Source organism: Ruegeria sp. YTSB088 (assembly GCF_059609825.1).
In genome coordinates this window covers 17,825-36,296 of sequence record NZ_JBXWMM010000021.1, presented here as the reverse complement: position 1 = coordinate 36,296, position 18,472 = coordinate 17,825, and the positions used below count along the sequence as shown (strand labels likewise).

General features: G+C 56.7%; 20 protein-coding genes. 5 read left to right on the top strand and 15 right to left on the bottom strand.

Translation table 11 applies throughout. The features are described from left to right. Positions 1 to 177 precede the first annotated feature (177 nt). Entirely contained in the window at positions 178 to 1,215 is a 1,038-nt protein-coding gene (locus tag AC2FFA_RS21735) for a YeiH family protein (protein ID WP_496853209.1), read from the top strand. A gap of 90 nt (positions 1,216 to 1,305) precedes the next feature. Beyond that, positions 1,306 to 1,677: a cupin domain-containing protein gene (locus tag AC2FFA_RS21730; RefSeq protein ID WP_117873615.1), complete on the top strand. Its 372-nt coding sequence runs from the start codon at positions 1,306 to 1,308 to the stop codon at positions 1,675 to 1,677. Between the two features lie 63 nt (positions 1,678 to 1,740). Here AC2FFA_RS21730 and AC2FFA_RS21725 read toward each other — a convergent pair whose 3' ends face one another. The 11 genes from AC2FFA_RS21725 to AC2FFA_RS21675 all read right to left on the bottom strand — a co-directional run bounded on the left by AC2FFA_RS21725 (position 1,741) and on the right by AC2FFA_RS21675 (position 11,713). Then, positions 1,741 to 2,817, bottom strand: a complete 1,077-nt coding sequence (locus AC2FFA_RS21725; RefSeq protein ID WP_496853208.1) for a 2Fe-2S iron-sulfur cluster-binding protein — start codon at positions 2,815 to 2,817, stop codon at positions 1,741 to 1,743. Further along, positions 2,814 to 3,968: an aromatic ring-hydroxylating oxygenase subunit alpha gene (locus tag AC2FFA_RS21720; RefSeq protein ID WP_496853207.1), complete on the bottom strand. Its 1,155-nt coding sequence runs from the start codon at positions 3,966 to 3,968 to the stop codon at positions 2,814 to 2,816. The genes AC2FFA_RS21725 and AC2FFA_RS21720 overlap by 4 nt, the downstream gene beginning before the upstream one ends. Before the next feature lie 23 nt (positions 3,969 to 3,991). After that, on the bottom strand, positions 3,992 to 4,243 hold the full coding sequence (locus AC2FFA_RS21715; protein ID WP_117873609.1) for a hypothetical protein: 252 nt from the start codon (positions 4,241 to 4,243) through the stop codon (positions 3,992 to 3,994). Next, entirely contained in the window at positions 4,240 to 4,833 is a 594-nt protein-coding gene (locus AC2FFA_RS21710) for a TetR/AcrR family transcriptional regulator (RefSeq protein ID WP_496720765.1), read from the bottom strand. Before AC2FFA_RS21710 ends, AC2FFA_RS21715 begins: the two co-directional genes overlap by 4 nt. 1 nt (position 4,834) lies before the next feature. After that, positions 4,835 to 5,266: a DUF2141 domain-containing protein gene (locus AC2FFA_RS21705; protein WP_496853206.1), complete on the bottom strand. Its 432-nt coding sequence runs from the start codon at positions 5,264 to 5,266 to the stop codon at positions 4,835 to 4,837. 175 nt (positions 5,267 to 5,441) lie between these two features. Continuing rightward, on the bottom strand, positions 5,442 to 6,374 hold the full coding sequence (locus AC2FFA_RS21700) for a hypothetical protein (protein WP_496853205.1): 933 nt from the start codon (positions 6,372 to 6,374) through the stop codon (positions 5,442 to 5,444). Positions 6,375 to 6,381: 7 nt separating this feature from the next. Continuing rightward, positions 6,382 to 7,695: a TRAP transporter large permease gene (locus tag AC2FFA_RS21695; protein WP_117873601.1), complete on the bottom strand. Its 1,314-nt coding sequence runs from the start codon at positions 7,693 to 7,695 to the stop codon at positions 6,382 to 6,384. A gap of 4 nt (positions 7,696 to 7,699) precedes the next feature. Further along, on the bottom strand, positions 7,700 to 8,233 hold the full coding sequence (locus AC2FFA_RS21690) for a TRAP transporter small permease (protein ID WP_117873599.1): 534 nt from the start codon (positions 8,231 to 8,233) through the stop codon (positions 7,700 to 7,702). Positions 8,234 to 8,302: 69 nt separating this feature from the next. Beyond that, positions 8,303 to 9,280, bottom strand: coding sequence for a TRAP transporter substrate-binding protein (locus AC2FFA_RS21685; RefSeq protein ID WP_117873597.1), 978 nt, complete (start codon positions 9,278 to 9,280; stop codon positions 8,303 to 8,305). Between the two features lie 52 nt (positions 9,281 to 9,332). Further along, positions 9,333 to 10,583 (bottom strand): NAD(P)/FAD-dependent oxidoreductase, encoded by a 1,251-nt coding sequence (locus tag AC2FFA_RS21680; protein ID WP_496853204.1) that lies wholly within the window; start codon positions 10,581 to 10,583, stop codon positions 9,333 to 9,335. Then, a complete protein-coding gene (locus AC2FFA_RS21675) occupies positions 10,580 to 11,713 on the bottom strand; it encodes an enolase C-terminal domain-like protein (RefSeq protein WP_496853203.1) in 1,134 nt (377 codons plus the stop codon). The genes AC2FFA_RS21680 and AC2FFA_RS21675 overlap by 4 nt, the downstream gene beginning before the upstream one ends. Before the next feature lie 98 nt (positions 11,714 to 11,811). On the opposite strand from AC2FFA_RS21675, the gene AC2FFA_RS21670 reads away from it, so the two are divergent. Further along, positions 11,812 to 12,732 carry a LysR family transcriptional regulator gene (locus tag AC2FFA_RS21670; RefSeq protein WP_496853202.1) on the top strand — a complete coding sequence of 307 codons (921 nt, stop codon included), beginning with the start codon at positions 11,812 to 11,814 and terminating at the stop codon, positions 12,730 to 12,732. On the opposite strand, the gene AC2FFA_RS21665 is transcribed toward AC2FFA_RS21670, so the two are convergent. After that, a complete protein-coding gene (locus AC2FFA_RS21665; RefSeq protein ID WP_496853201.1) occupies positions 12,693 to 14,387 on the bottom strand; it encodes a thiamine pyrophosphate-binding protein in 1,695 nt (564 codons plus the stop codon). The two genes, AC2FFA_RS21670 and AC2FFA_RS21665, sit on opposite strands and share 40 nt — an antisense overlap. 112 nt (positions 14,388 to 14,499) lie before the next feature. Here AC2FFA_RS21665 and AC2FFA_RS21660 point away from each other — a divergent pair, with 112 nt between their 5' ends. Together AC2FFA_RS21660 and AC2FFA_RS21655 are read left to right on the top strand one after the other, a co-directional pair. Further along, entirely contained in the window at positions 14,500 to 15,204 is a 705-nt protein-coding gene (locus AC2FFA_RS21660) for a GntR family transcriptional regulator (protein ID WP_299902102.1), read from the top strand. Beyond that, on the top strand, positions 15,201 to 15,917 hold the full coding sequence (locus AC2FFA_RS21655) for an aspartate/glutamate racemase family protein (RefSeq protein WP_496853200.1): 717 nt from the start codon (positions 15,201 to 15,203) through the stop codon (positions 15,915 to 15,917). Before AC2FFA_RS21660 ends, AC2FFA_RS21655 begins: the two co-directional genes overlap by 4 nt. Positions 15,918 to 15,963: 46 nt before the next feature. Here AC2FFA_RS21655 and AC2FFA_RS21650 read toward each other — a convergent pair whose 3' ends face one another. The 3 genes from AC2FFA_RS21650 to AC2FFA_RS21640 are packed head-to-tail and all read right to left on the bottom strand — an operon-like array spanning position 15,964 to position 18,448. Further along, on the bottom strand, positions 15,964 to 16,602 hold the full coding sequence (locus AC2FFA_RS21650; protein WP_496853199.1) for a nucleoside/nucleotide kinase family protein: 639 nt from the start codon (positions 16,600 to 16,602) through the stop codon (positions 15,964 to 15,966). Continuing rightward, entirely contained in the window at positions 16,599 to 17,375 is a 777-nt protein-coding gene (locus AC2FFA_RS21645) for an ATP-binding cassette domain-containing protein (RefSeq protein ID WP_496853198.1), read from the bottom strand. Before AC2FFA_RS21645 ends, AC2FFA_RS21650 begins: the two co-directional genes overlap by 4 nt. Next, positions 17,375 to 18,448 carry an ABC transporter permease gene (locus AC2FFA_RS21640; RefSeq protein ID WP_496677352.1) on the bottom strand — a complete coding sequence of 358 codons (1,074 nt, stop codon included), beginning with the start codon at positions 18,446 to 18,448 and terminating at the stop codon, positions 17,375 to 17,377. Before AC2FFA_RS21640 ends, AC2FFA_RS21645 begins: the two co-directional genes overlap by 1 nt. Positions 18,449 to 18,472 lie beyond the last annotated feature (24 nt).

The following is an 18,472-nucleotide window of genomic DNA, read 5'->3' as shown; positions in this document are numbered from 1 at the left end:
CGAACCCTTCCGCCGCGACGCAATGAAAAAACCCGTCGCAGTCGCCGGAATCTCAGCCGACGAAATGAAAGATCAGGTCGAGCTGTAATCTGATCATGCCCCCGCCCGAACCGAATACGGTTCGGGCGGGGGCATGCTTTGCCCAAAAGGCAGCTCAAATATAGCAAAGGAAGTAAGATGCAGGCGTTAAGTGCATCCAACTCGCCGTGGCTTCGGGCACGGTCTTTCGTTCGTTTGAACGGTCGCGGATTCTTAGTTTCCGTGGTTGTTGCTGTTGCGGCGAAATTTTTGTCCGAGCACTATGGCGCTCCGGCAATGCTGATGGCCTTGTTGCTGGGCATTGCGTTCCATTTTCTGGCCGAAGACGACGCAGGCGACTGCAAAGCCGGTATCGAGTTTACGGCACGAACCGTTCTTCGTTTTGGCGTGGCTCTGCTTGGGGCCCGAATTTCGGTTGAACTGATGATGAGCCTTGGCGGGGATCTGATTGCGGTCGTTATTGCGGGTGTGATCCTCACGATTCTGTTCGGCCTTCTGGGCGCGCGCCTGCTGGGTCGTGGCTGGCGCTTCGGTGTGTTGACGGGCGGTTCGGTCGCGATTTGCGGCGCGTCGGCCGCGATGGCCCTGTCTGCCATTCTGCCCAAAAACGAGCATTCGGAACGCAACCTGATTTTCACGGTATTGTCCGTCACTGTTCTGTCGACAATCGCGATGATCGCCTATCCCATCCTCACTGAGGCATTTGAGTTCAACGACGAGGTTTCCGGGGTCTTCCTCGGCGGGACGATTCACGATGTCGCGCAGGTTGTCGGGGCAGGGTTCTCGGTCTCGGATCAAACCGGAGAGGTCGCGACACTGGTCAAGCTGATCCGTGTCGCCATGCTGGCCCCGGTGGTTCTGGTCATCTCGATTCTTGTCCGACGCCACGCTGAACTCGGCGAAGCAGACGGCAAGCGCCCACCCATTTTGCCGATGTTTGTCGTTGGTTTTCTGATCTTTGCCGTCCTGAATTCAATGGGTCTGATCCCGGACGTGGTCTCGTCGGTAATGGCCGATCTCAGTCGATGGGCGCTGCTGGTGTCAATTGCGGCAGTGGGCATGAAAACGTCACTCAAGCGCATTCTGGATGTGGGCGGGCAGGCCATCGTCCTGATCGTGGCCGAGACAATCTTCATCGCTGCTCTCGTATTGGCAGGTGTCTACCTGTTTCATTAGAGGATGGCGAAAATCCAAGTCCAGCACGTGACCGATCATTGGCCGGTCACGTCATCTCGCAATACACGACCAGCAGGAGGGTATGACCTCATGACGACACAGGTACTCAATCTTTTCGATGAGCCCGCAACGCGCAGCCAAAGGCGTTTGGCTGACCTTCCCGATCGCGTTGTCGAGGGCGATCCGCATCACAAGATTGGAATGCACTTCACCAGCCCGGATGGACAACTGTCCGCTGGGACCTGGACGTCTACGAAGGGCAAATGGCACGCGTTTACGGACAAGGACGAATATTGCTATATCGTCAAAGGCCATTGTGCCCTGATCCACGAAGACGGGACCCGTCAGGATTTTCGAACCGGGGCCAGCTTTCTGATCCCCAACGGTTTTCGTGGCTATTGGGAAGTTGTGGAAGAAACAACCAAGCACTTCGTAATCCGAGAATGTGCGCCGGACGCATAATCTGATCCGCAACAGGGCCTGAGGCGGCATGAAACAACCCGCCTCAGACTCACCTACCGTTCTTCAGCGACGCGTCTGATCAAAGCTGATCGCCAGTTTTTCCACCGTGGGTATTGATTGGCAGGTCAGGATTTCTCCGGCTTTGATGTCTTCATCCTCCAGCGCCATGCGCGCCCGCATATGAACTGTGCCGTTGGTCAGTTTGGCCCGGCACGCGCCGCAGACCCCCGATTGGCAGGAATAGGGTGGCTTCAGACCTGCGGACTGCGCTGCATGAAGAAGGGTCTGTCCCTTGGAGATCGAAATGAGATGTCGGGCGCCTTCCAGCGTCAGTTCAGCGGTTGCTTCCACCCCTTCAAAACCAGTGTCCAGATCCGGTGAAGCACCATAGCTTTCCACGTGGATGCGGTTCGTGGGCACATCAATGGACATCAAGGCCGATTTGACGGTCTGGTTCATGTCGCCGGGACCACAGACATAGTATTGAGCGTCCTGAGCGTAAGGAGGATACTCGGTGATCAACGCTTCAATTGCAGGCAGGTCGATTGTACCCTGCCGCCAATACTCGGCACTGGACCACCAGCCGGGTTTCGAAAAAACGTGGTTGATTGTAAGACGCTCAGGATGTGCTTCCTTCAGCACGCTCAGTTCTTCCTGAAAAAGGATGCTTTGGGCGTTTGAGTTGCCATATGCCAGATGCGCGACTGAATAGGGCTCAGCTGTCAAAACGGAATTCAGCATCGCAAAGAGCGGAGTGATGCCAGAGCCCGCGCCAAGAAAGTAATGAGTGCGTCGTGCCGTTTCATCGGGTTCCAGGCAGAAACTGCCAAATGGCGGCATGACGTCGATGGTTTGTCCTTCCTGAACAGTGTCGTTGATGAAGTTGCTGACACTGCCACCCTTGACCCGTTTGACGGTGATCCGAAGCGGGCCCCCGGAGTAAGGTGAACTTGAGACCGAATAGCTTCGACGGTGCTCTTCGCCATCAATAGTGAAACGAATGGACACGTGCTGGCCCGGTCTCCAGGCGAACGTGTCCATCAAGCGATCAGGAATCTCGAACATAACGGTCTTTGCCAAGCCATCCAGTTCAACTCTGGTCCCGCAAACGCGCAATGGAAAAAAGTCACGCGGGCTCATTTACCGTCCCCCAACCATTGCAGAACAACTTTCTGGTGCTCGATAACGGGGCTTTCACCGTTTGCTGCCGGACCTGCTTCAAAATACGGTGAATGCAGGGATTTCTGCTGTTGCTCGCACGCGTAGATATCTTCGCCGGTAAAGTCGCCGGTAACCATCGGGTCATCTTCGCCCATCGCGTCATTGGCGTCGTATTTTCCGCCTATTCCAAACTTGGACCAGAAAGAGGACGACTTCATCGACTGTTTGGTGAATTCCCATTCCGAGCTGTTGGACACCCGCCCACGGTTGCGAACTCGTGTCAGTTCCGGGCCAAGGGGTTCGATAATGAAGATATTCCAGCCGTCTTCTGAAGCGGCCAGGCCAATACCCGGGAACAGCATGGGCACCCAGGCTCCATTCATGTCTTTGGGTATGACGCGTGGGGCGGTCAGTTTGCTTTCCTGATCTTCCAGAAATTCTGCCACCGGCGGCTCCCAAAACAAGTAATGGGGTCCTTCCCAGTGGTACTTTGCGGCTTTATGGTCATACATCTGCAGCGTACTCGAGTGCAGATGACTCAGGTGGTAAACGTCGATGTAGTTCTCAACGACAACCTTCCAGTTGGCCTTTATCTTGTAGCTGTTGTTCAGGTCTGCATACTCGATCAGCTCTTCCGGGACGTGGGGGCCGATATGGGGTTCGACCGGGCCGAGCCATTCGGCGATGGAAGGTGCGTCGGGGTCTGGATGGACGAAAATCATCGATTTCCAGATATCGACCTTGGCGGGTTTCAGGCCAAGGCAGGACTTGTCGACCTTGCCATATTCCTCTTGCTCATCCGGCACCGAAATCAGATTGCCTTCAAGGTCGTACGTCCAGTCGTGATAAGGGCAGGTCAAGGCCTTTTGCGTTTTGCCAACCGCCCTGATCAGTTGGGTGCCGCGGTGGCGGCAGATGTTATGGAACGCGCGCAGGCGGCGATCGCGCCCCATGATCACGAAAATATTGTTGAGTCCGGCCTGCACGGCGATGAATTGGCCAGGTTCGCTGACATCCTCCATAAAACCGGCGTAACGCCAGGTTTTGGAGAAGATTTCGCGCATTTCCCGGTTGAACCAATCCTGGCTCGTGTAAGCCTCGACTGGCAAAAGGTGCAGCATGGGTTTCATTTGAGCCTCTTGTGAAGGTTTCTTCAAAACGTTGAAGGTAGAATGTCGATGGCAATCATCGACAGGCCAAGTGCGATCCAGGCGAGTTGGATCAGCCAAAACAGGACGGGGTCTTCATCCCGGGTTACGTCGGTCAAAAGCAATGCGTGACCGGAATAGAAATTCGGGATTGTCCAGAACATGAAAAGAAGACCCCACAACGACTGATAGCCAAGTACTGTCGTGACCATCAGCGCAGCAAAGGTGATGTAGTTCAGCTGCCGCCTGCGTGTCATGATGCGTGCTCCAGGCCATTGAACAGTGCACGCGCGGCCTGTTCGGCCTGTGTTTTCCAGACACTCGGCATTTCCAGGGGGGCCAAAGACGTCGCGTTGAAATAAAGGGCCACGATACCATGAGCGGTGGTATTGACTTTTGCGGCATCCACTTTCGGGAAATCCGCGCGCAATATCGCGGCAATCGCAGTTTCAAAGGAAAGCAGAGCCTCACGACAAGCCTGGCGAAGCGAAACATCCTCGACAGCCCGCGCGGTGAGTGCTGCAAAGGCAAGTACCATATCAGGTGACGTCTGGTTCATGTCCGAGAACAGAAGATCGATCAGATGTTCTGATTTGCCCGAGGCCGGCAAGACCCCAACAAGCGCGTCAGACTGTTCCGAAAAGCATTTCAGAACATAGTCTTGCAGGGTCGTGATCAATTCATCCCGATTGCCCAGATGATGCCGGATCAGAGGACGCGTCAGGCCTGCCTCCTTGGCTATTTGTGAAAGCGATGCACCATCGAGGCCATATCTCGCAACACATCTGACCAGAGCCTGCATAACCTGATCATAACGTTCATCACGATTTGAGGGGCGCCCGCTCATGTTATTTCCAGTATTTCAACTTCAGGTTTCCAGTTGCGCCGGTGCCGACGGCGACCGCGGCATCCGCGAATTCTGGTGGCAGACCGCTTCGCCCCATACCGCCAAAGCCGTACCCTTCGGTTGGAACATCTTTGTCGGTATCCAGGTTGCTGTTTCTGTTCTCGTCGTGAATCGCGGCAATCGCGTATTTGCCAAGCGGGAGATTGTGAAAGGTAACCGAAACCTGGCCTTCGACAGCAGGAACCGCAGCCAAAGCCGCAGCGTTCGTCATGTCCATAGCCTCAAATGGTTTAGCTTCGTCAAACACCGCAATGATCAGATCGCCCTTTGCGTTGCGTACGTCCTTCACCGTTGCAGTGAGAGTCTGCGCGGACGCCCCAAGGGACGAGGCCAGCGTCATTACAGATGCGATCGTCATATTTTTGGGCGGCATGATAAACCCTTAGCTGTCAGTGTTGACAGTAAATAGGGATAGCACAATTAACTGTCAATAGTGACAACATATTCCAGATGCCGCCAAACAAGTTTTTGGCACTGAACTGGAGGCGTGGAGTCTGCCTAAAGTCGGTATGGGACGGGGAAAAGGTATCTTGAGGAAGTGCTACCAGCTACTCGGGTGGACGTTGTCTCTTATAGAGATGACGCATGACCACTGGTGTCAGGTACATCGGAATCTGATACGCCCCGATAAAGGCCATGATCGGCGCGGTGACCTCAGGCGGCAAAGCCACGAAGAAAATTGCGATGTTTCTATTTCCTGCGATCAGGGAGACAGCGGTAGAACTGGCTGCTGGTAACCTGTCTCGGGTCAAACGGAACGTAACAATTTGAGTGCCGAAATTGGCCAAACAGGCGAGCACGATCCAGAAGATCGCGACAGTCGGGCTCTCCAATGCTGTGGCGCTGACTGAAGGCATCAGGCCGATGACAAATACGGCCAAAGAAATTGTGCCCAACCCTTCCAGATTCAACAAGGTGGAATGGGATGGTGAACGCAACCAAACACGCCGTACAAAGATGGCGGCGCCGGTTGCGCAGAGTATCGTCAACAACAGTTGCAGTCCGGCCAACAGCACGGATTGAATGTCGCCCAATTCGGGCATGAGCAGGAACAGGGGAAACGCTGTCAATGGCAACAGGGCAGTGCCAACAACCAGCATTCGCATCGCGTGTTCAGGCGGATAACCCATCATCAGACACATGTTAGGACTGCCTGAAATCGAAGGTGCTGCCGCCATGATCAGCAGGGACAGAAGCACCGGCGTTCCCGTCCAACCTCCCGCAAAGCCGATGGCCAGAATGATCAGCGGTATTACGAATTGAAACCCAACAACAGTAAACGCGACCTGGTGCAGATCGCTCAGCGACCCAAGAATGGTTTCTGGGTCCATTCTCAGGACGGTGACGAACAGCAACAGCACGACTAAGGGCGGCAGCAGGTCTCGCATGGGCTCGGCCAAACCCGGCAAAAACAGACCCGCCACCAATCCGGCGACCAGAACACGGGGCCCGTGACGGGCCGCCAGATGGAGTGGGTTCAAGGCCGTTTTATCCGCCCGGGCTCTGGCGCAAGTTCTCGGGCAGCCAGGTGGCTAGGTCGGGGAACCAGATGAGGATGAAGACCATCAGTACCATGATCAGGAACATCGGTATCGCGGCGCGTGCGATATAGCTCATCTCATGGTTGGTCATACCCTGCATCACGAACAGGTTGAACCCGATCGGGGGTGTGATCTGTGCCATCTCGACGACAACCACGATAAAGATCCCGAACCAGATCAGATCAATCCCGGCGTCGCGGATCATCGGTTCCACCACGGCCATGGTCAACACAACCGAGGAAATCCCGTCAAGAAAACAACCCAGAATAATGTAGAACACCAGCAGAACCATCAGTAGTTCGAAACGGGTCAGTTCCCATCCGGCGATCAGATCGGCCAGCCCACGCGGCAGACCGGTGAACCCCATGGACAGCGACAGGAACGCAGCGCCAGCAAGGATCAGGGCGATCATCGCGCTGGTTCGCGTAGCACCCATCAGGCTTTCAGTGAATGTCTTCCAGTTCAATGACCCCTGGCCGGCCGCCAGCAACAGACTGCCGATCACCCCGAACGCCGCAGCCTCTGTCGCGGTGGCATAGCCCAGATACATAGAGCCGATGACGACCGTGATCAGCAGGATCACGGGCAACAGAAAGCGGGAGTTCCGGACTTTTTCGGCAAAGCTCAGCTTGCCTTCGTCATTCGGGTTCCAGTCTTTGCCCAATTTGGAATAGATCGCGACATAGCCCATGAACATAGCGGCGAGAACAAGGCCGGGAAGGATACCGGCGAAGAACAGTTTGGTGATCGATTCATTGATCGTCACCCCGTACACGATCAGGGTCAGTGACGGAGGGATCATCAGCCCCAGCGTCGCAGCGCCAGTCAACGTGCCGATGATCATCTGTTCGGGGTAATTTCGCTTGCGCAGTTCGGGGATCGACATCTTGCCGACTGTGGTCAGCGTTGCTGCCGACGAACCTGAGACTGCTGCGAAGACAGTACAGCCCACGATATTCGTATGCACCAAGCCGCCGGGCAGGGGGGCCATCCACGGGGAGAGGCCTTTGAACATGTCTTCGGATAATCGCGTGCGGTACAGGATTTCGCCCATCCAGATGAACATGGGCAGGGCGGTCAGGGTCCACGAAGACGATGCTGACCATATGGTGGTGATCATCACATCGCCCACGGGGCGCGTCGTGAAAAGTTCCATACCGACCCAGGCAACCCCCATCAGGGCCAGTCCGACCCAGACACCGGTGCCGAGCAAGGTGAACAGAACAAAGAGGAAAAGGATGATGACAGACAGGTTTTCCATGCTCTTACTCTCCGTGGCTCTGGTCGGCCAGATCGCGGACAATGCGATGGTCACCTTTGAACAGGACATGAATCAGGTGATCCGTCAGCGCGATGGCCAGGATCACGGCACCGATCAGCATCGCCGACTGGGGAATCCAGAGCGCGGTTCTGTCCTGTCCCTGGCTGATGTCGTTGAACTTCCAGCTCCAATAGACGAAGCGATAGGCATACCAGCAGAAATACCACATGACGGCAGTGCCGATAGTGAAGCACCAGATTTCAAGGATACGCCGCACACCGTCCGGCACCGCGTTCAGAAGGATTGAAACCCGAATGTGGCTGCCCCGGTTCAACGCATTGGCAAAGGCCAGGAAAGATGCCGCCGCCATTGCGTACCCGGCATAGTCAGGCGCTCCGGGAAATACCTCACCTGTCCAGCGGGCCAGCATCTGCACGACGATCAGCAAAAGAATGGCAATCAGGCTGAGCGCCGCCATTACCCCTGCTGCCTGATAGATGAAGTCCAGAACGGACCGAAGCCCTCGCAAAACCGCCATGGTGTCCCCGCTGTGTTATGATTGGGTGGAAAGCGGGCGACACAGTGTAACGCCGCCCGCTCCGAACGGTTACTGAGACGCGTTGAACGCATCGACGATGGCTTTGCCTTCGTCACCGGCGGCTTCCAGCCATTCATTGGTCATGGTTACACCAATCTCCTTCAGCTCATTCGTCATCTGCTCAGATGCCGGACCGACGGTCATTCCGCCATCACGCAGACCTTGCAGAGTAAAACCAGTGTATTCCTTGGCCCGCCAGTTACCTGCGTATTCCGCCAGCTCCGCGCAGGCCTTGATGATGTTCTTGTTGGCGTCGGACACGCCCGACCAGACATCCGAATTCACCATCACATAATTGCGCGGCAACCAGGCGTCGACTTCGTAGAAATAGTTCAGGCTTTCCCAGACCTTGCGGTCATACCCGGTTGATCCCGAAGACACCATCGACTCGGCAACACCCGTCGCAAAAGCCTGACTGATTTCCGCCGCTTCGATCGTTACCGGCAACATCCCTGTCAACTCGGCCAGTCGCGAAGTCGCGTTGTTGTAAGAGCGGAACTTGATGCCCTTCATATCGGCGACCGAGTTCACCTCATTCTTGAAATACAGTCCCTGAGGCGGCCATGGCACCGCGTAAAGCAACGTCAGGTTCTGTTCCGCCAGCACCTTTTCAATTGACGGTTTTGCCGCATCCCAAAGCTTGGCGCTGTCATCGAACGAGGTTGCAAGGAACGGTATCGAATCGAAACCGAACAACGCGTTCTCATTCTGGTGGCCGGACAGAAGACGCTCACCAATCGGGGCTTGCCCGGTCTGGATAGCGCGTTTGATATCGGCACCTTTGAACAGCGAGCCGGATGGATGCGTAACGATTTCGATCTCACCGCCGGTTCCGGTCGTTACACATTTGGCGAATTCCGAACCGGTGGCCGAATGGAAGTTCGACGCCGAATAGGCCATCGGCATGTCCCATTTTTCGGCCACGGCTGGTGCTGCCGCGGCGGCAGTCAAAGCGGATGCTGCCAGAAGGTTTGTCAGTTTTTTCATCGTTTTCTCCCTATCGAGTTTTGAAATACCGGTATTTTTCATCGGTCTGTTCTTATGTTGCAAAGCGTGACGGCGCGTAGACGCTTACGTCCGTGTTCGGGGTTCTGCCCGCGATCATCTGCGCCAGAAGCCGTCCGGTCTTTGGCCCACCTGTCAGGCCAATGTGATGATGACCAAAGCCCATATAGGCCCCTTTGATTCCGGGCACATCACCGATGATCGGGATCGAGTCAGCCGGGGCCGGCCTGTGCCCCATCCATTCCACTTCCTCCTTCCATGTTATGCCCGGAAAAGCGGTCCGGGCATTTCTTCGCATCAATTCAAACGGTGCGCGCGAGGGCGGTGCGTCCAGCCCTCCGAACTCCACAATACCTGCCAAGCGTATGCGCCCATCCATGGGCGTGGCAACAAACTTGCCCGAAGCCACCATGACCGGGCTACGGGGCATGGCAGAAGGTGCCACCAATTCAAGATGATAACCGCGCTCGCTTTCAAGAGGAACAGAAACCCCCAGTCGCTTCGCAAGTGGTCTGGACCAGACGCCAGCCGTAACAATGGCGATGTCGCAAGCAATGGTCTCACCACCCGCGCGCACACCGGTAACACGGCCGTTGTCGCGCGTGACGTCTTCGACGTTGGCGCGGATGATCCGGCCTCCGCCAGCCTCAACATGGGCGGCCAGGTCTTTCACGTACCGCCCGGGATCGGTGATATGACCGTGGTTGGACAGCTTGGCAGCGAAACCGATATCCAGGCTGAACACGGGGTCATAGTCGTGAAACGCCTTGCCCTCCAGTTCTTCCCAATCAAAGCCGTTCTTCCGTCGGATTCCCCAGCCCAACGCATCTTGTTCAAAATGAGCCCGGTTTTCGTAGAGAAACAGATAGTCGCTGGGCACAATCCACTTTTCAGCACATGTGCCTGCTGACAAGGCCTTGTGATCATTCAGGCTGTCGCCGACGATCGGTGTCAGGGCGGCTGCAATCCGTTCAACGTCGGCTACGTTCGCGTGGCTTAGATATTGCCGGAGCCATGGAAGCAGCTTAGGCAAATACCCCCATTTCAAAAACAGCGGCTGCGAGGAGCTCAGCAACATTTTCGGCGCTTTGCCGAGCAACCCGGGAACCGTCACAGGTATGATGGAACAGGACGCCAATACACCGCCATTGCCATGAGACGTGCCTTCACCCGGTCCGGCCTTGTCGAACAGGATCACGTCGTGTCCGTCCCTTTGCAGCCAGACCGCGGCCGAAACGCCGACTATACCGGCGCCGATGATGGCTATGGTTTTCTTTTCACTCATTCTGAAACCGCCTTGGCCACTGTATAATGGTTCAGCTTTGCCAGCTCGGGCTTGCCGCCAAGCCCCGGGCTTTCGGGCACGCAGACCTGTCCGTCCCTGATCCGGAAGGGTTCTTCCAGAATGTCCTCTTTCAGGAAATAGGACGCCTGATAAAACTCGCAGCCCAATGTGATCTCGGGTGTCGCGGTAATCATATGGGTACCCGCAAGATGGGCCAAACCAGCCTCGAACATGTCCCCGCCATACGCCGTCAGACCTTGCGCAGCCGCGATGCGGGCGACCGTTTGCCCTCGTGTCAGACCGCCAGACTTCATTATTTTCACGGACACGCCATCGCAAATGCTTTCACGCGCGGCGCGTTCCATATCTTCGGGACCAAAGACGCTCTCATCAGCGAGAAGGGGAACATCGGTCATTTGGCGCAGCTTTGCCATCATGCCGAAGTGATGGGCGCGAACTGGCTGTTCGATGAAATCAGGATTGAACTGGGCCACGTCCCGCACCCGTGCCGGAGCCTCCCCGATGCTCAGCCCCTGATTATAGTCCACGCGGACCGAGAACTCAGGACAGTTCTGCGCAAGGTACTCCAACCGCATGATGTCAAAGGCGTGATCCTTGAACCCGGTCTTGAGTTTGACAATCCGCACGCCATCCTCTCGCAACCGCGCCAACAGGTCTATGTCCTGAGAAAAGTCCGGGTTGGCGATGGAACAGCTGAGCGGAATGGTGCTGCGGCAACGACCGCCCAACAAAGACCAGACCGGGATGTCGCTGATACGGCCGGCCAAATCCAGCAGAGCGGTTTCCAGCGCGGCCTTCGCCTCGGTGCAATGTGCCACGGCATAGGTGGCGCGTGCCATGATAGCCGATCGGTCACTTACGCTGGCTCCAAGAACGAGGGGGCGCAGGTAACGATCCAGCGCCGCGAAAGTCGCCTCCGGGGTGCCGGTGAACACCGACCATGGTGACGCTTCGCCGAATCCCTGTGTGCCATCCTCGGATGTCAGTCGCAGGATAACAACTTCGCAAACGCCTTCAACGGACCCTATACCGTGATCCCGGCGGGACGTGACCGGAAGCTTCAGGTGCCAGAGGTCGTAACCGATGATTTTTTGTGCCAGATCGCTCATTCCGCCCCCTGTCGTTGAGCGGAAGCCTGCCTTGACGGGCATATCATTTCAAATACTATATCTTCGACAGTTCATCAGAAAAAATGATGTGGTAATCCATGTCCCTGCGCTTTCGCCAGCTTCAAGCGTTTCATGCCATCATGGAAACCGGAACCGTAACCGGCGCGGCCTCGGTGCTTGGGATATCCCAGCCTGGAATAAGCAATCTGTTGGCTCAGTTGGAACGTGAAGCGCGACTGCCTCTGTTCGAGCGCAACAAGGGTCGTTTGTTGCCCACTCCGGAAGCCGAGTTGCTGTTCCGCGAAGTCGACACGGTCGTGCGCGGGCTGGATCACGTGGCGCAGGCCGTGACGGATCTGCAGAACAAGCATCCCGGTCAATTGCAGGTTGCGGCACCGCATCTTCTGTCATTTGGTTTCATGCCGCGCGAGATCGCCCGTTTTGCCAAAAGCCGCCCCAACCTATCCGTCAGTTTTCAGTCGCAGTATTCTTCCAAGATTCAGGAATGGGTGATTTCCGGCCTGTTTGAAATCGGCATTGTCGAGATGCCGATCCTACATGACACGCTGAACTATCAGGTATTTCAGTTCGAAACGCTGGCGACTTTTCCAGAACACAGCCCCTTGGCCGAGTACGACGTACTGACACCGGAAATATTGGAAAACGAGCCCTTCATCGTGATGGGGCCGGAACACCAAACCCACCGTCGAACCCGTGAAATCTTTCAGGCATCCGGGTGCACGTGGCGTACAAAGATCCACACGCACCTGTCCGAGAACCTGCTGAGTTTTGTGAAACAGGGCATGGGGGTCGCGATGATCGACCCCTTTACCGTGACGTTCGACGGTGAGAGCGGGTACCAGACCCGCCCGTTCAGGCCATCCGTCATGCTGGATCTTGCAATCATCACCGCAAAGGGGCGCCCCCTGTCCACGATTGCGCAGGAGTTTCTGGCCCAGCTGACCCCGTCGATTGCCTCTTACGCGACCCACTCTGACACAGGTGCAGCGGCGTCGTGAAGCTGCTGCGAATGGATGTCGACCAATGTGGGGCCATCATGGTCGACGGCCTGTTTCAGCACCTTCGGCAAGTCCTCAGGGTCCTTGACCGTCCATGATTTCACTCCAAAGGCGGCTGCGACGGCGGCGTGGTCGGTCCGGTTGAAATCAACGTTGTAATACCGTTGATCAAACCCAGCATCCTGACCCGCCTTGATCCATCCGAAGACCGAGTTCGAGAAAACGATCGAGGTGATTGGCATATTGTGCCGGACCATGGTTTCAAACTCACCGCAGGCGAACCCAAACGAACCATCGCCCATAACGGCAAGCGTCTTGACCGAGGGCCGCCCGACATGTGCACCCATGGCCGCCCCCAGAGAATACCCCAGTGCTCCATGCGCGCGATTTGTGATGAAATGCCGCCCGGGTTGCCGCCAACGGTAATGCGCGCTGAAATAGGGGCAGGGGGTGCCGGGATCAGCGACCACAATCGCATCGTCGTCCAGAATGTCCATCAGGGACGCCATGACAGCCTCGGGCCGTATCGGGGTTTCCCGACTTGCAGCCAAGGGGGCAAACGCCGCAGCCTTGGCCTCCCACGCGGCGCGGGCCATGGCTGTTCCGCTTTGACTGGTCAGGTCTTGCCGTTGCTCCAATGCGTGGGCCAGTGCCTCCAACGCCAAACGGGCATCGGCGCAAATCGCCACTTCTGTCTGATAGTTTGCGCCGATCACCATGGGGTCGCTGTCGATGTGAATGATCGTGGTGTTGCGCCCGGGGCTTCTCCACCGTTCGGTCGTGACCGAACCGGCGCGGCACCCGATGAACAAGACGACATCAGCCTGATCTACCACGGCACGGGTCGCGGGGACACCGCCGTTCGATCCGACAACACCCAGGGCCAAAGGGTCGGTTTCGGCGATGGACCCTTGGCCTGAAACGGTTGTGGCGACGGGCATATCCAACAGACCGGCGACGCGGCGCAATGCATCGGTCGCGCCGGACAGAACGGGGCCGCCGCCACATACCGCGACAGCGGATTTGGCCTGGGCAAGAATGGCTGCGGCTGCTTCGATGGCATCAGGATCGGGGGCAGCCCGCTCTGCGGGATAGTTGCGATGCCGCTCGTCGGCCCAGATTTCCGCTTCGTCCACCTGTGCCTTCTGAGCATCAAACGGCAGTGCCAGGTGGGTCGCACCGGGTGTTCCCGTTGTCATCGCCCGGAACGCCGCACGAACCATGGCCGGAAGCCGAGTGGCGTCGTCCAGAGACGCGTTCCACTTTGTCAGCGGCCGGAACAACGCTGGCTGATCCAGTTCTGTCAAAGGGTATTTTCCGCGACTGGTCGTTGCCACATCGGACGTGATCGCCAGGATTGGAACCGAACTTTCATTGGCCTCGACCACACCTGGCAGAATGTAGGTTGCGCCACCGCCGGAAGGGCCTTCGCAAACGCCGGGCTTGCCCGTCACGCGGGCATAGCCATCCGCCATGTAGGCGGCGTGCCGTTCGTCGCGGGTCAGAATGTGCTGAATGCCGTGATCCATTCGGGCGAGCGCATCATAAAATGGCAAGGTGGTATCGCCGCACAGACCGAACATGTGGGTAACGCCATGCGCCTCAAGCATGCGTACCATTGCCTCGGCTCCGGTCAGGTAATTCGTTCCTGTCATCGTTCGCGACTCCTTCGATTCACAATTGCACACAGTGCTGTATACAGTTTTGTATATTGATTTCAAGAACTGTGTGTGGCACCTGTGAATCAACGAAAGAAAGGCGGGGTTTATGGCGGGTCCACGCGTCGATGATATCTATGATCAGGTCAAAGCCATGGCGGTGTCCTTCCGCCTGCGCCCCGGTGACCGCCTGAACGAGGTCGCTCTCTCCAGAGACCTGGGCGTCAGCCGTACGCCGTTGCGTGAAGCGTTGAATCGTCTGGTCGCCGAACGGCTGTTCGATTTCCGCCCAGGGCAAGGGTTCTTTTGTCGTCCCTTGGATGCGCAAAGCGTGTTCGACCTTTTCGAGCTGCGGCAGATCATCGAATCCGCGGCGGCCCGATCAGCCTGCGCCAAGGCGACGGATGCAGACCTGCAAATGTTGCGTGATGAACTTTATGAAACGGGCATCGACATCACCGGCCTGACGATCGAAGAGGCAGTGACCCGGGACGAAGCGTTCCATCTGGGGATTGCAAAACTGTCGGGGAACATGGAGTTGTTGCAAACTCTGACACGGATCAACGAGCGTATCCGCTATATCCGCTGGATTTCCATGAGCATGGACCGGGTGCAGAAGTCCAAGGACGAACATAAACACGTCATGCAAGCCCTGCTGGATCGGGATGCAGATGAGGCGGCACGGGTTCTGGCGGCTCATATCACAAAACGAATGGATCAGGTGCAGGACGCTGTGCGTCACGGGATTACCAGCATCTACATGGAGGGGGCCGAAGACATTTCGACCCGCATTATCGAGGAGGCGCAGAATTGATCGTCCAGGGCGGCAAATCCATTTATGGCGCATCGGTGGGAATCCTCATGCTGGACGCGCAATTCCCAAGAATTCCCGGCGACATGGGCAATGCTCAGACCTGGCCGTTTCCGGTGCTGTACCGCGTCGTCCGGGATGCCTCGCCGGACCGGGTTGTTCGGCATCGGGCCGAAGGTATGCTCGAGGTCTTCATCGACGCCGCGCAAGAGCTGGTCAAAGACGGCGCGGATGGCATAACAACCAATTGCGGGTTCTTGTCCCTGTTTCAAAAGGAATTGGCCGAGGCTGTTCCGGTTCCCGTCGTCACCTCGTCCTTGATGCAGGTCGAATTGGTGAACCGCATTCTTCCTGCGGGAAAACGGGCCGGTGTACTGACCATTTCGGCGTCTACGTTGACCGAAGACCACTTGCGTGCCGCCGATGTCCCCTTGGATACGCCAATAGGCACAACCGAGGGTGGGCGAGAGTTTACCCGTGCAATTCTTGGCAATGAATCGCGTCTGAATGTTCAGCAGGCCCGGGAAGACAATGTTGAGGCCGCAATCGCGTTGGCCTCGGAACACCCCGATCTTGGGGCGATAGTTCTGGAGTGCACGAATATGTGCCCCTATGCGCCGGATATTCAGCGGGCGACCGGGCTGCCGGTGTTTTCAATCGTGTCTTTCGTGACTTGGTTCCAGGCCGGTCTTGCTCCGCCGGTATACCGGATCTGACCTCTGGCCTTTCATCAAGACGGATTTTGTTGGCCGCAGGAAAAACTCAAGTCAAGGCCAGATCGCCGGATACCGAATTTCGGATCACACGTTCCGCATTCGGCAGATCGTTGGACTGCGCACGGTCCTTGGCGGCTTTTTTGTCCAAACCGTGGCCGATCCATCTGTTGGTCAGGCGGGTTTCAAGTGTTTTCAAATCGGTGTCCAAGAATACCTTGAATGTCCACAGTTGGTGAAGTTCCGACCAACCCGGTTCATTCAAGAGAAGGTAATTGCCTTCAACCAGAACAACGCGCTGATCCGCTGTGATCATAGACCGCGCAGCAATAGCCAGATCGAGATTTCGGACAAACTCGGGTACTGCGACTTCTCCTTCCGTACGCAATCGACCAAGCAATGCATGAAAGCCGGCAAGGTCAAAGGTTTCGGGGGATCCTTTGCAGTTCAGTAAGCCGCGATCCTTCAAGATCACGTTGTCATAATGGAAGCCGTCCATGGAAACCAGGCCGGTTGCGACGCCGCGTAGATTGAGCTCTGTGGTCGCAAGGCTGGCCGCAGTCGTTTTCCCCGATCCCGGTGGCCCGGCTATCGCGACAAGATGCCGGTCTTGCAGCGGCGGCAAAGCTTGAACGGCGTCCGCGATTCTGTTTGCTAGCGCCTTGGGGGTGGCAAGTTTGCCAGTCACGCGGCCTGATCCTCGACGGGCGGTTCCTTGGCACCGGTCATGAACGCCACTGCGTCGGACATCGTGTAATCCTTGGGATCAACGACGCACAGGCGTTTGCCAAGCCTGTGCACATGAACCCGGTCGGCAACTTCGAAAACATGTGGCATATTGTGGCTGATCAGGATGATCGGAATGCCACGCGATTTCACGTCCAGGATCAGTTCAAGAACGCGACGGCTTTCCTTCACACCCAGTGCGGCCGTTGGCTCGTCCAGGATGATGACCTTCGAGCCGAACGCCGCGGCCCGCGCCACGGCAACACCCTGACGCTGACCCCCGGACAGAGTTTCAACGGCTTGATTGATATTCTGGATTGTCATCAGGCCCAGTTCGCTCAATTTGTCGCGGGCGAATTTCTCCATCGCCGGACGGTCGAGCATTCGGAACCATGATCCCAACGGCCCTTTGCGCCGGATTTCGCGCCCCATGAAGATGTTGTCCGCAATCGACAGGGCGGGGGACATAGCAAGCGTCTGGTAGACCGTTTCGATACCGGCTTCGCGCGCGTCAATCGGGGAATGAAAGTTCACTTTCTGGCCTTCCAGCCAAACTTCACCTTCATCCGGCACCACCGCGCCTGATACCGCCTTGATCAGTGTTGATTTGCCTGCGCCGTTGTCGCCGATCACGGCCAGAATTTCGCCCGGCATCAGGTCGAAATCGCACTGATCCAGCGCCGTTACCTTGCCGTAGCGCTTCACAAGGTTCCGTCCTTTGAGAATAGGTTCCATCAGGCTGCCACCTTTCTGATCCACTGGTCGACCGCGACCGCTGCGATGATAAGGATGCCGATCAACAGGAACGTCCATTGCGCATCAGCGCCCAGCAATCGAAGCCCAAGTGTGAAGACGCCGACGATCAACGCTCCGAACAGCGACCCGAGAATGGACCCGCGACCACCGAACAAGGATATACCCCCGATCACGACCGCCGTTATGCTTTCAATGTTTGCCAACTGTCCTGACGTCGGAGACACGGACCCAATACGACCAATCAGGGCCCAGCCCGCGAAAGCGCAGATCAGCCCGGACAGCATGTAAACTGACATCAGCGTGCGATGCACATTGACACCGGACAGCTCGGCGGCTTCCGGATCATCACCGACCGCATAGACATGCCTTCCCCAGGCGGTATGACGAAGCGCGTAGGAAAGTACGAGGATAAGCACCAGCATGAAGATCACGCCGACGGTGAATACAGCTCCGCCGATGTTAAACTTGGCACCGAACAGTTGCAGGATGCTGGCATGTTCCTCGATCTCCTGTGACCGGATGGTTTCGTTCTGAGAATAGAGGAAATTTGCCGCGAGAACGATTTGCCACATTCCAAGCGTCACGATGAACGGCGGCAGTTTGATGCGGCTGACAAGATAACCGTTCACCGCGCCGATTGCTGTGCCAACGAAAAGGCCGCAAATGATCGAGACCGATGGCGGCAGCCCATACCGGAAGGTGAACTGACCCATCACAACCGACGACATTACCATGATTGCCCCGACGCTAAGATCGATACCTGCCGTCAGGATGACAAGGCTTTGCGCCGCAGCCACGATCCCGACAATCTGAACTTGCTGCAGGATCAGGGTCAGCGCAAATGGCGAGAAAAACTTGGAGCCCAACAATACACCGAAAATGACGATGGCAGCCACAAGAACGATCAACGGCACCAGAGAGGGGTTCACATGCAGAAAATGCTGAACCGTTCCGACAAACCCGCGGTGGTGATCGTCAAATTCGGCAATCTGTTCCGGGCTGCCTTGTGCAGCGGCTTCGAAGTCGTCTGATCGTCGTGAAGTATCGGACATAAAGGTTCCCCCAAAGCGTCAGGT

What these genes read in the sequence shown, in the direction of transcription:
- AC2FFA_RS21735 (WP_496853209.1), top strand. Translation starts at nt 178, where the DNA reads ATGCAGGCGTTAAGTGCATCCAACTCGCCGTGGCTTCGGGCACGGTCT.
- AC2FFA_RS21730 (WP_117873615.1), top strand. Translation starts at nt 1,306, where the DNA reads ATGACGACACAGGTACTCAATCTTTTCGATGAGCCCGCAACGCGCAGC.
- AC2FFA_RS21725 (WP_496853208.1), bottom strand. Translation starts at nt 2,817, where the DNA reads ATGAGCCCGCGTGACTTTTTTCCATTGCGCGTTTGCGGGACCAGAGTT.
- AC2FFA_RS21720 (WP_496853207.1), bottom strand. Translation starts at nt 3,968, where the DNA reads ATGAAACCCATGCTGCACCTTTTGCCAGTCGAGGCTTACACGAGCCAG.
- AC2FFA_RS21715 (WP_117873609.1), bottom strand. Translation starts at nt 4,243, where the DNA reads ATGACACGCAGGCGGCAGCTGAACTACATCACCTTTGCTGCGCTGATG.
- AC2FFA_RS21710 (WP_496720765.1), bottom strand. Translation starts at nt 4,833, where the DNA reads ATGAGCGGGCGCCCCTCAAATCGTGATGAACGTTATGATCAGGTTATG.
- AC2FFA_RS21705 (WP_496853206.1), bottom strand. Translation starts at nt 5,266, where the DNA reads ATGCCGCCCAAAAATATGACGATCGCATCTGTAATGACGCTGGCCTCG.
- AC2FFA_RS21695 (WP_117873601.1), bottom strand. Translation starts at nt 7,695, where the DNA reads ATGGAAAACCTGTCTGTCATCATCCTTTTCCTCTTTGTTCTGTTCACC.
- AC2FFA_RS21690 (WP_117873599.1), bottom strand. Translation starts at nt 8,233, where the DNA reads ATGGCGGTTTTGCGAGGGCTTCGGTCCGTTCTGGACTTCATCTATCAG.
- AC2FFA_RS21685 (WP_117873597.1), bottom strand. Translation starts at nt 9,280, where the DNA reads ATGAAAAAACTGACAAACCTTCTGGCAGCATCCGCTTTGACTGCCGCC.
- AC2FFA_RS21680 (WP_496853204.1), bottom strand. Translation starts at nt 10,583, where the DNA reads ATGAGTGAAAAGAAAACCATAGCCATCATCGGCGCCGGTATAGTCGGC.
- AC2FFA_RS21675 (WP_496853203.1), bottom strand. Translation starts at nt 11,713, where the DNA reads ATGAGCGATCTGGCACAAAAAATCATCGGTTACGACCTCTGGCACCTG.
- AC2FFA_RS21670 (WP_496853202.1), top strand. Translation starts at nt 11,812, where the DNA reads ATGTCCCTGCGCTTTCGCCAGCTTCAAGCGTTTCATGCCATCATGGAA.
- AC2FFA_RS21665 (WP_496853201.1), bottom strand. Translation starts at nt 14,387, where the DNA reads ATGACAGGAACGAATTACCTGACCGGAGCCGAGGCAATGGTACGCATG.
- AC2FFA_RS21660 (WP_299902102.1), top strand. Translation starts at nt 14,500, where the DNA reads ATGGCGGGTCCACGCGTCGATGATATCTATGATCAGGTCAAAGCCATG.
- AC2FFA_RS21645 (WP_496853198.1), bottom strand. Translation starts at nt 17,375, where the DNA reads ATGGAACCTATTCTCAAAGGACGGAACCTTGTGAAGCGCTACGGCAAG.
- AC2FFA_RS21640 (WP_496677352.1), bottom strand. Translation starts at nt 18,448, where the DNA reads ATGTCCGATACTTCACGACGATCAGACGACTTCGAAGCCGCTGCACAA.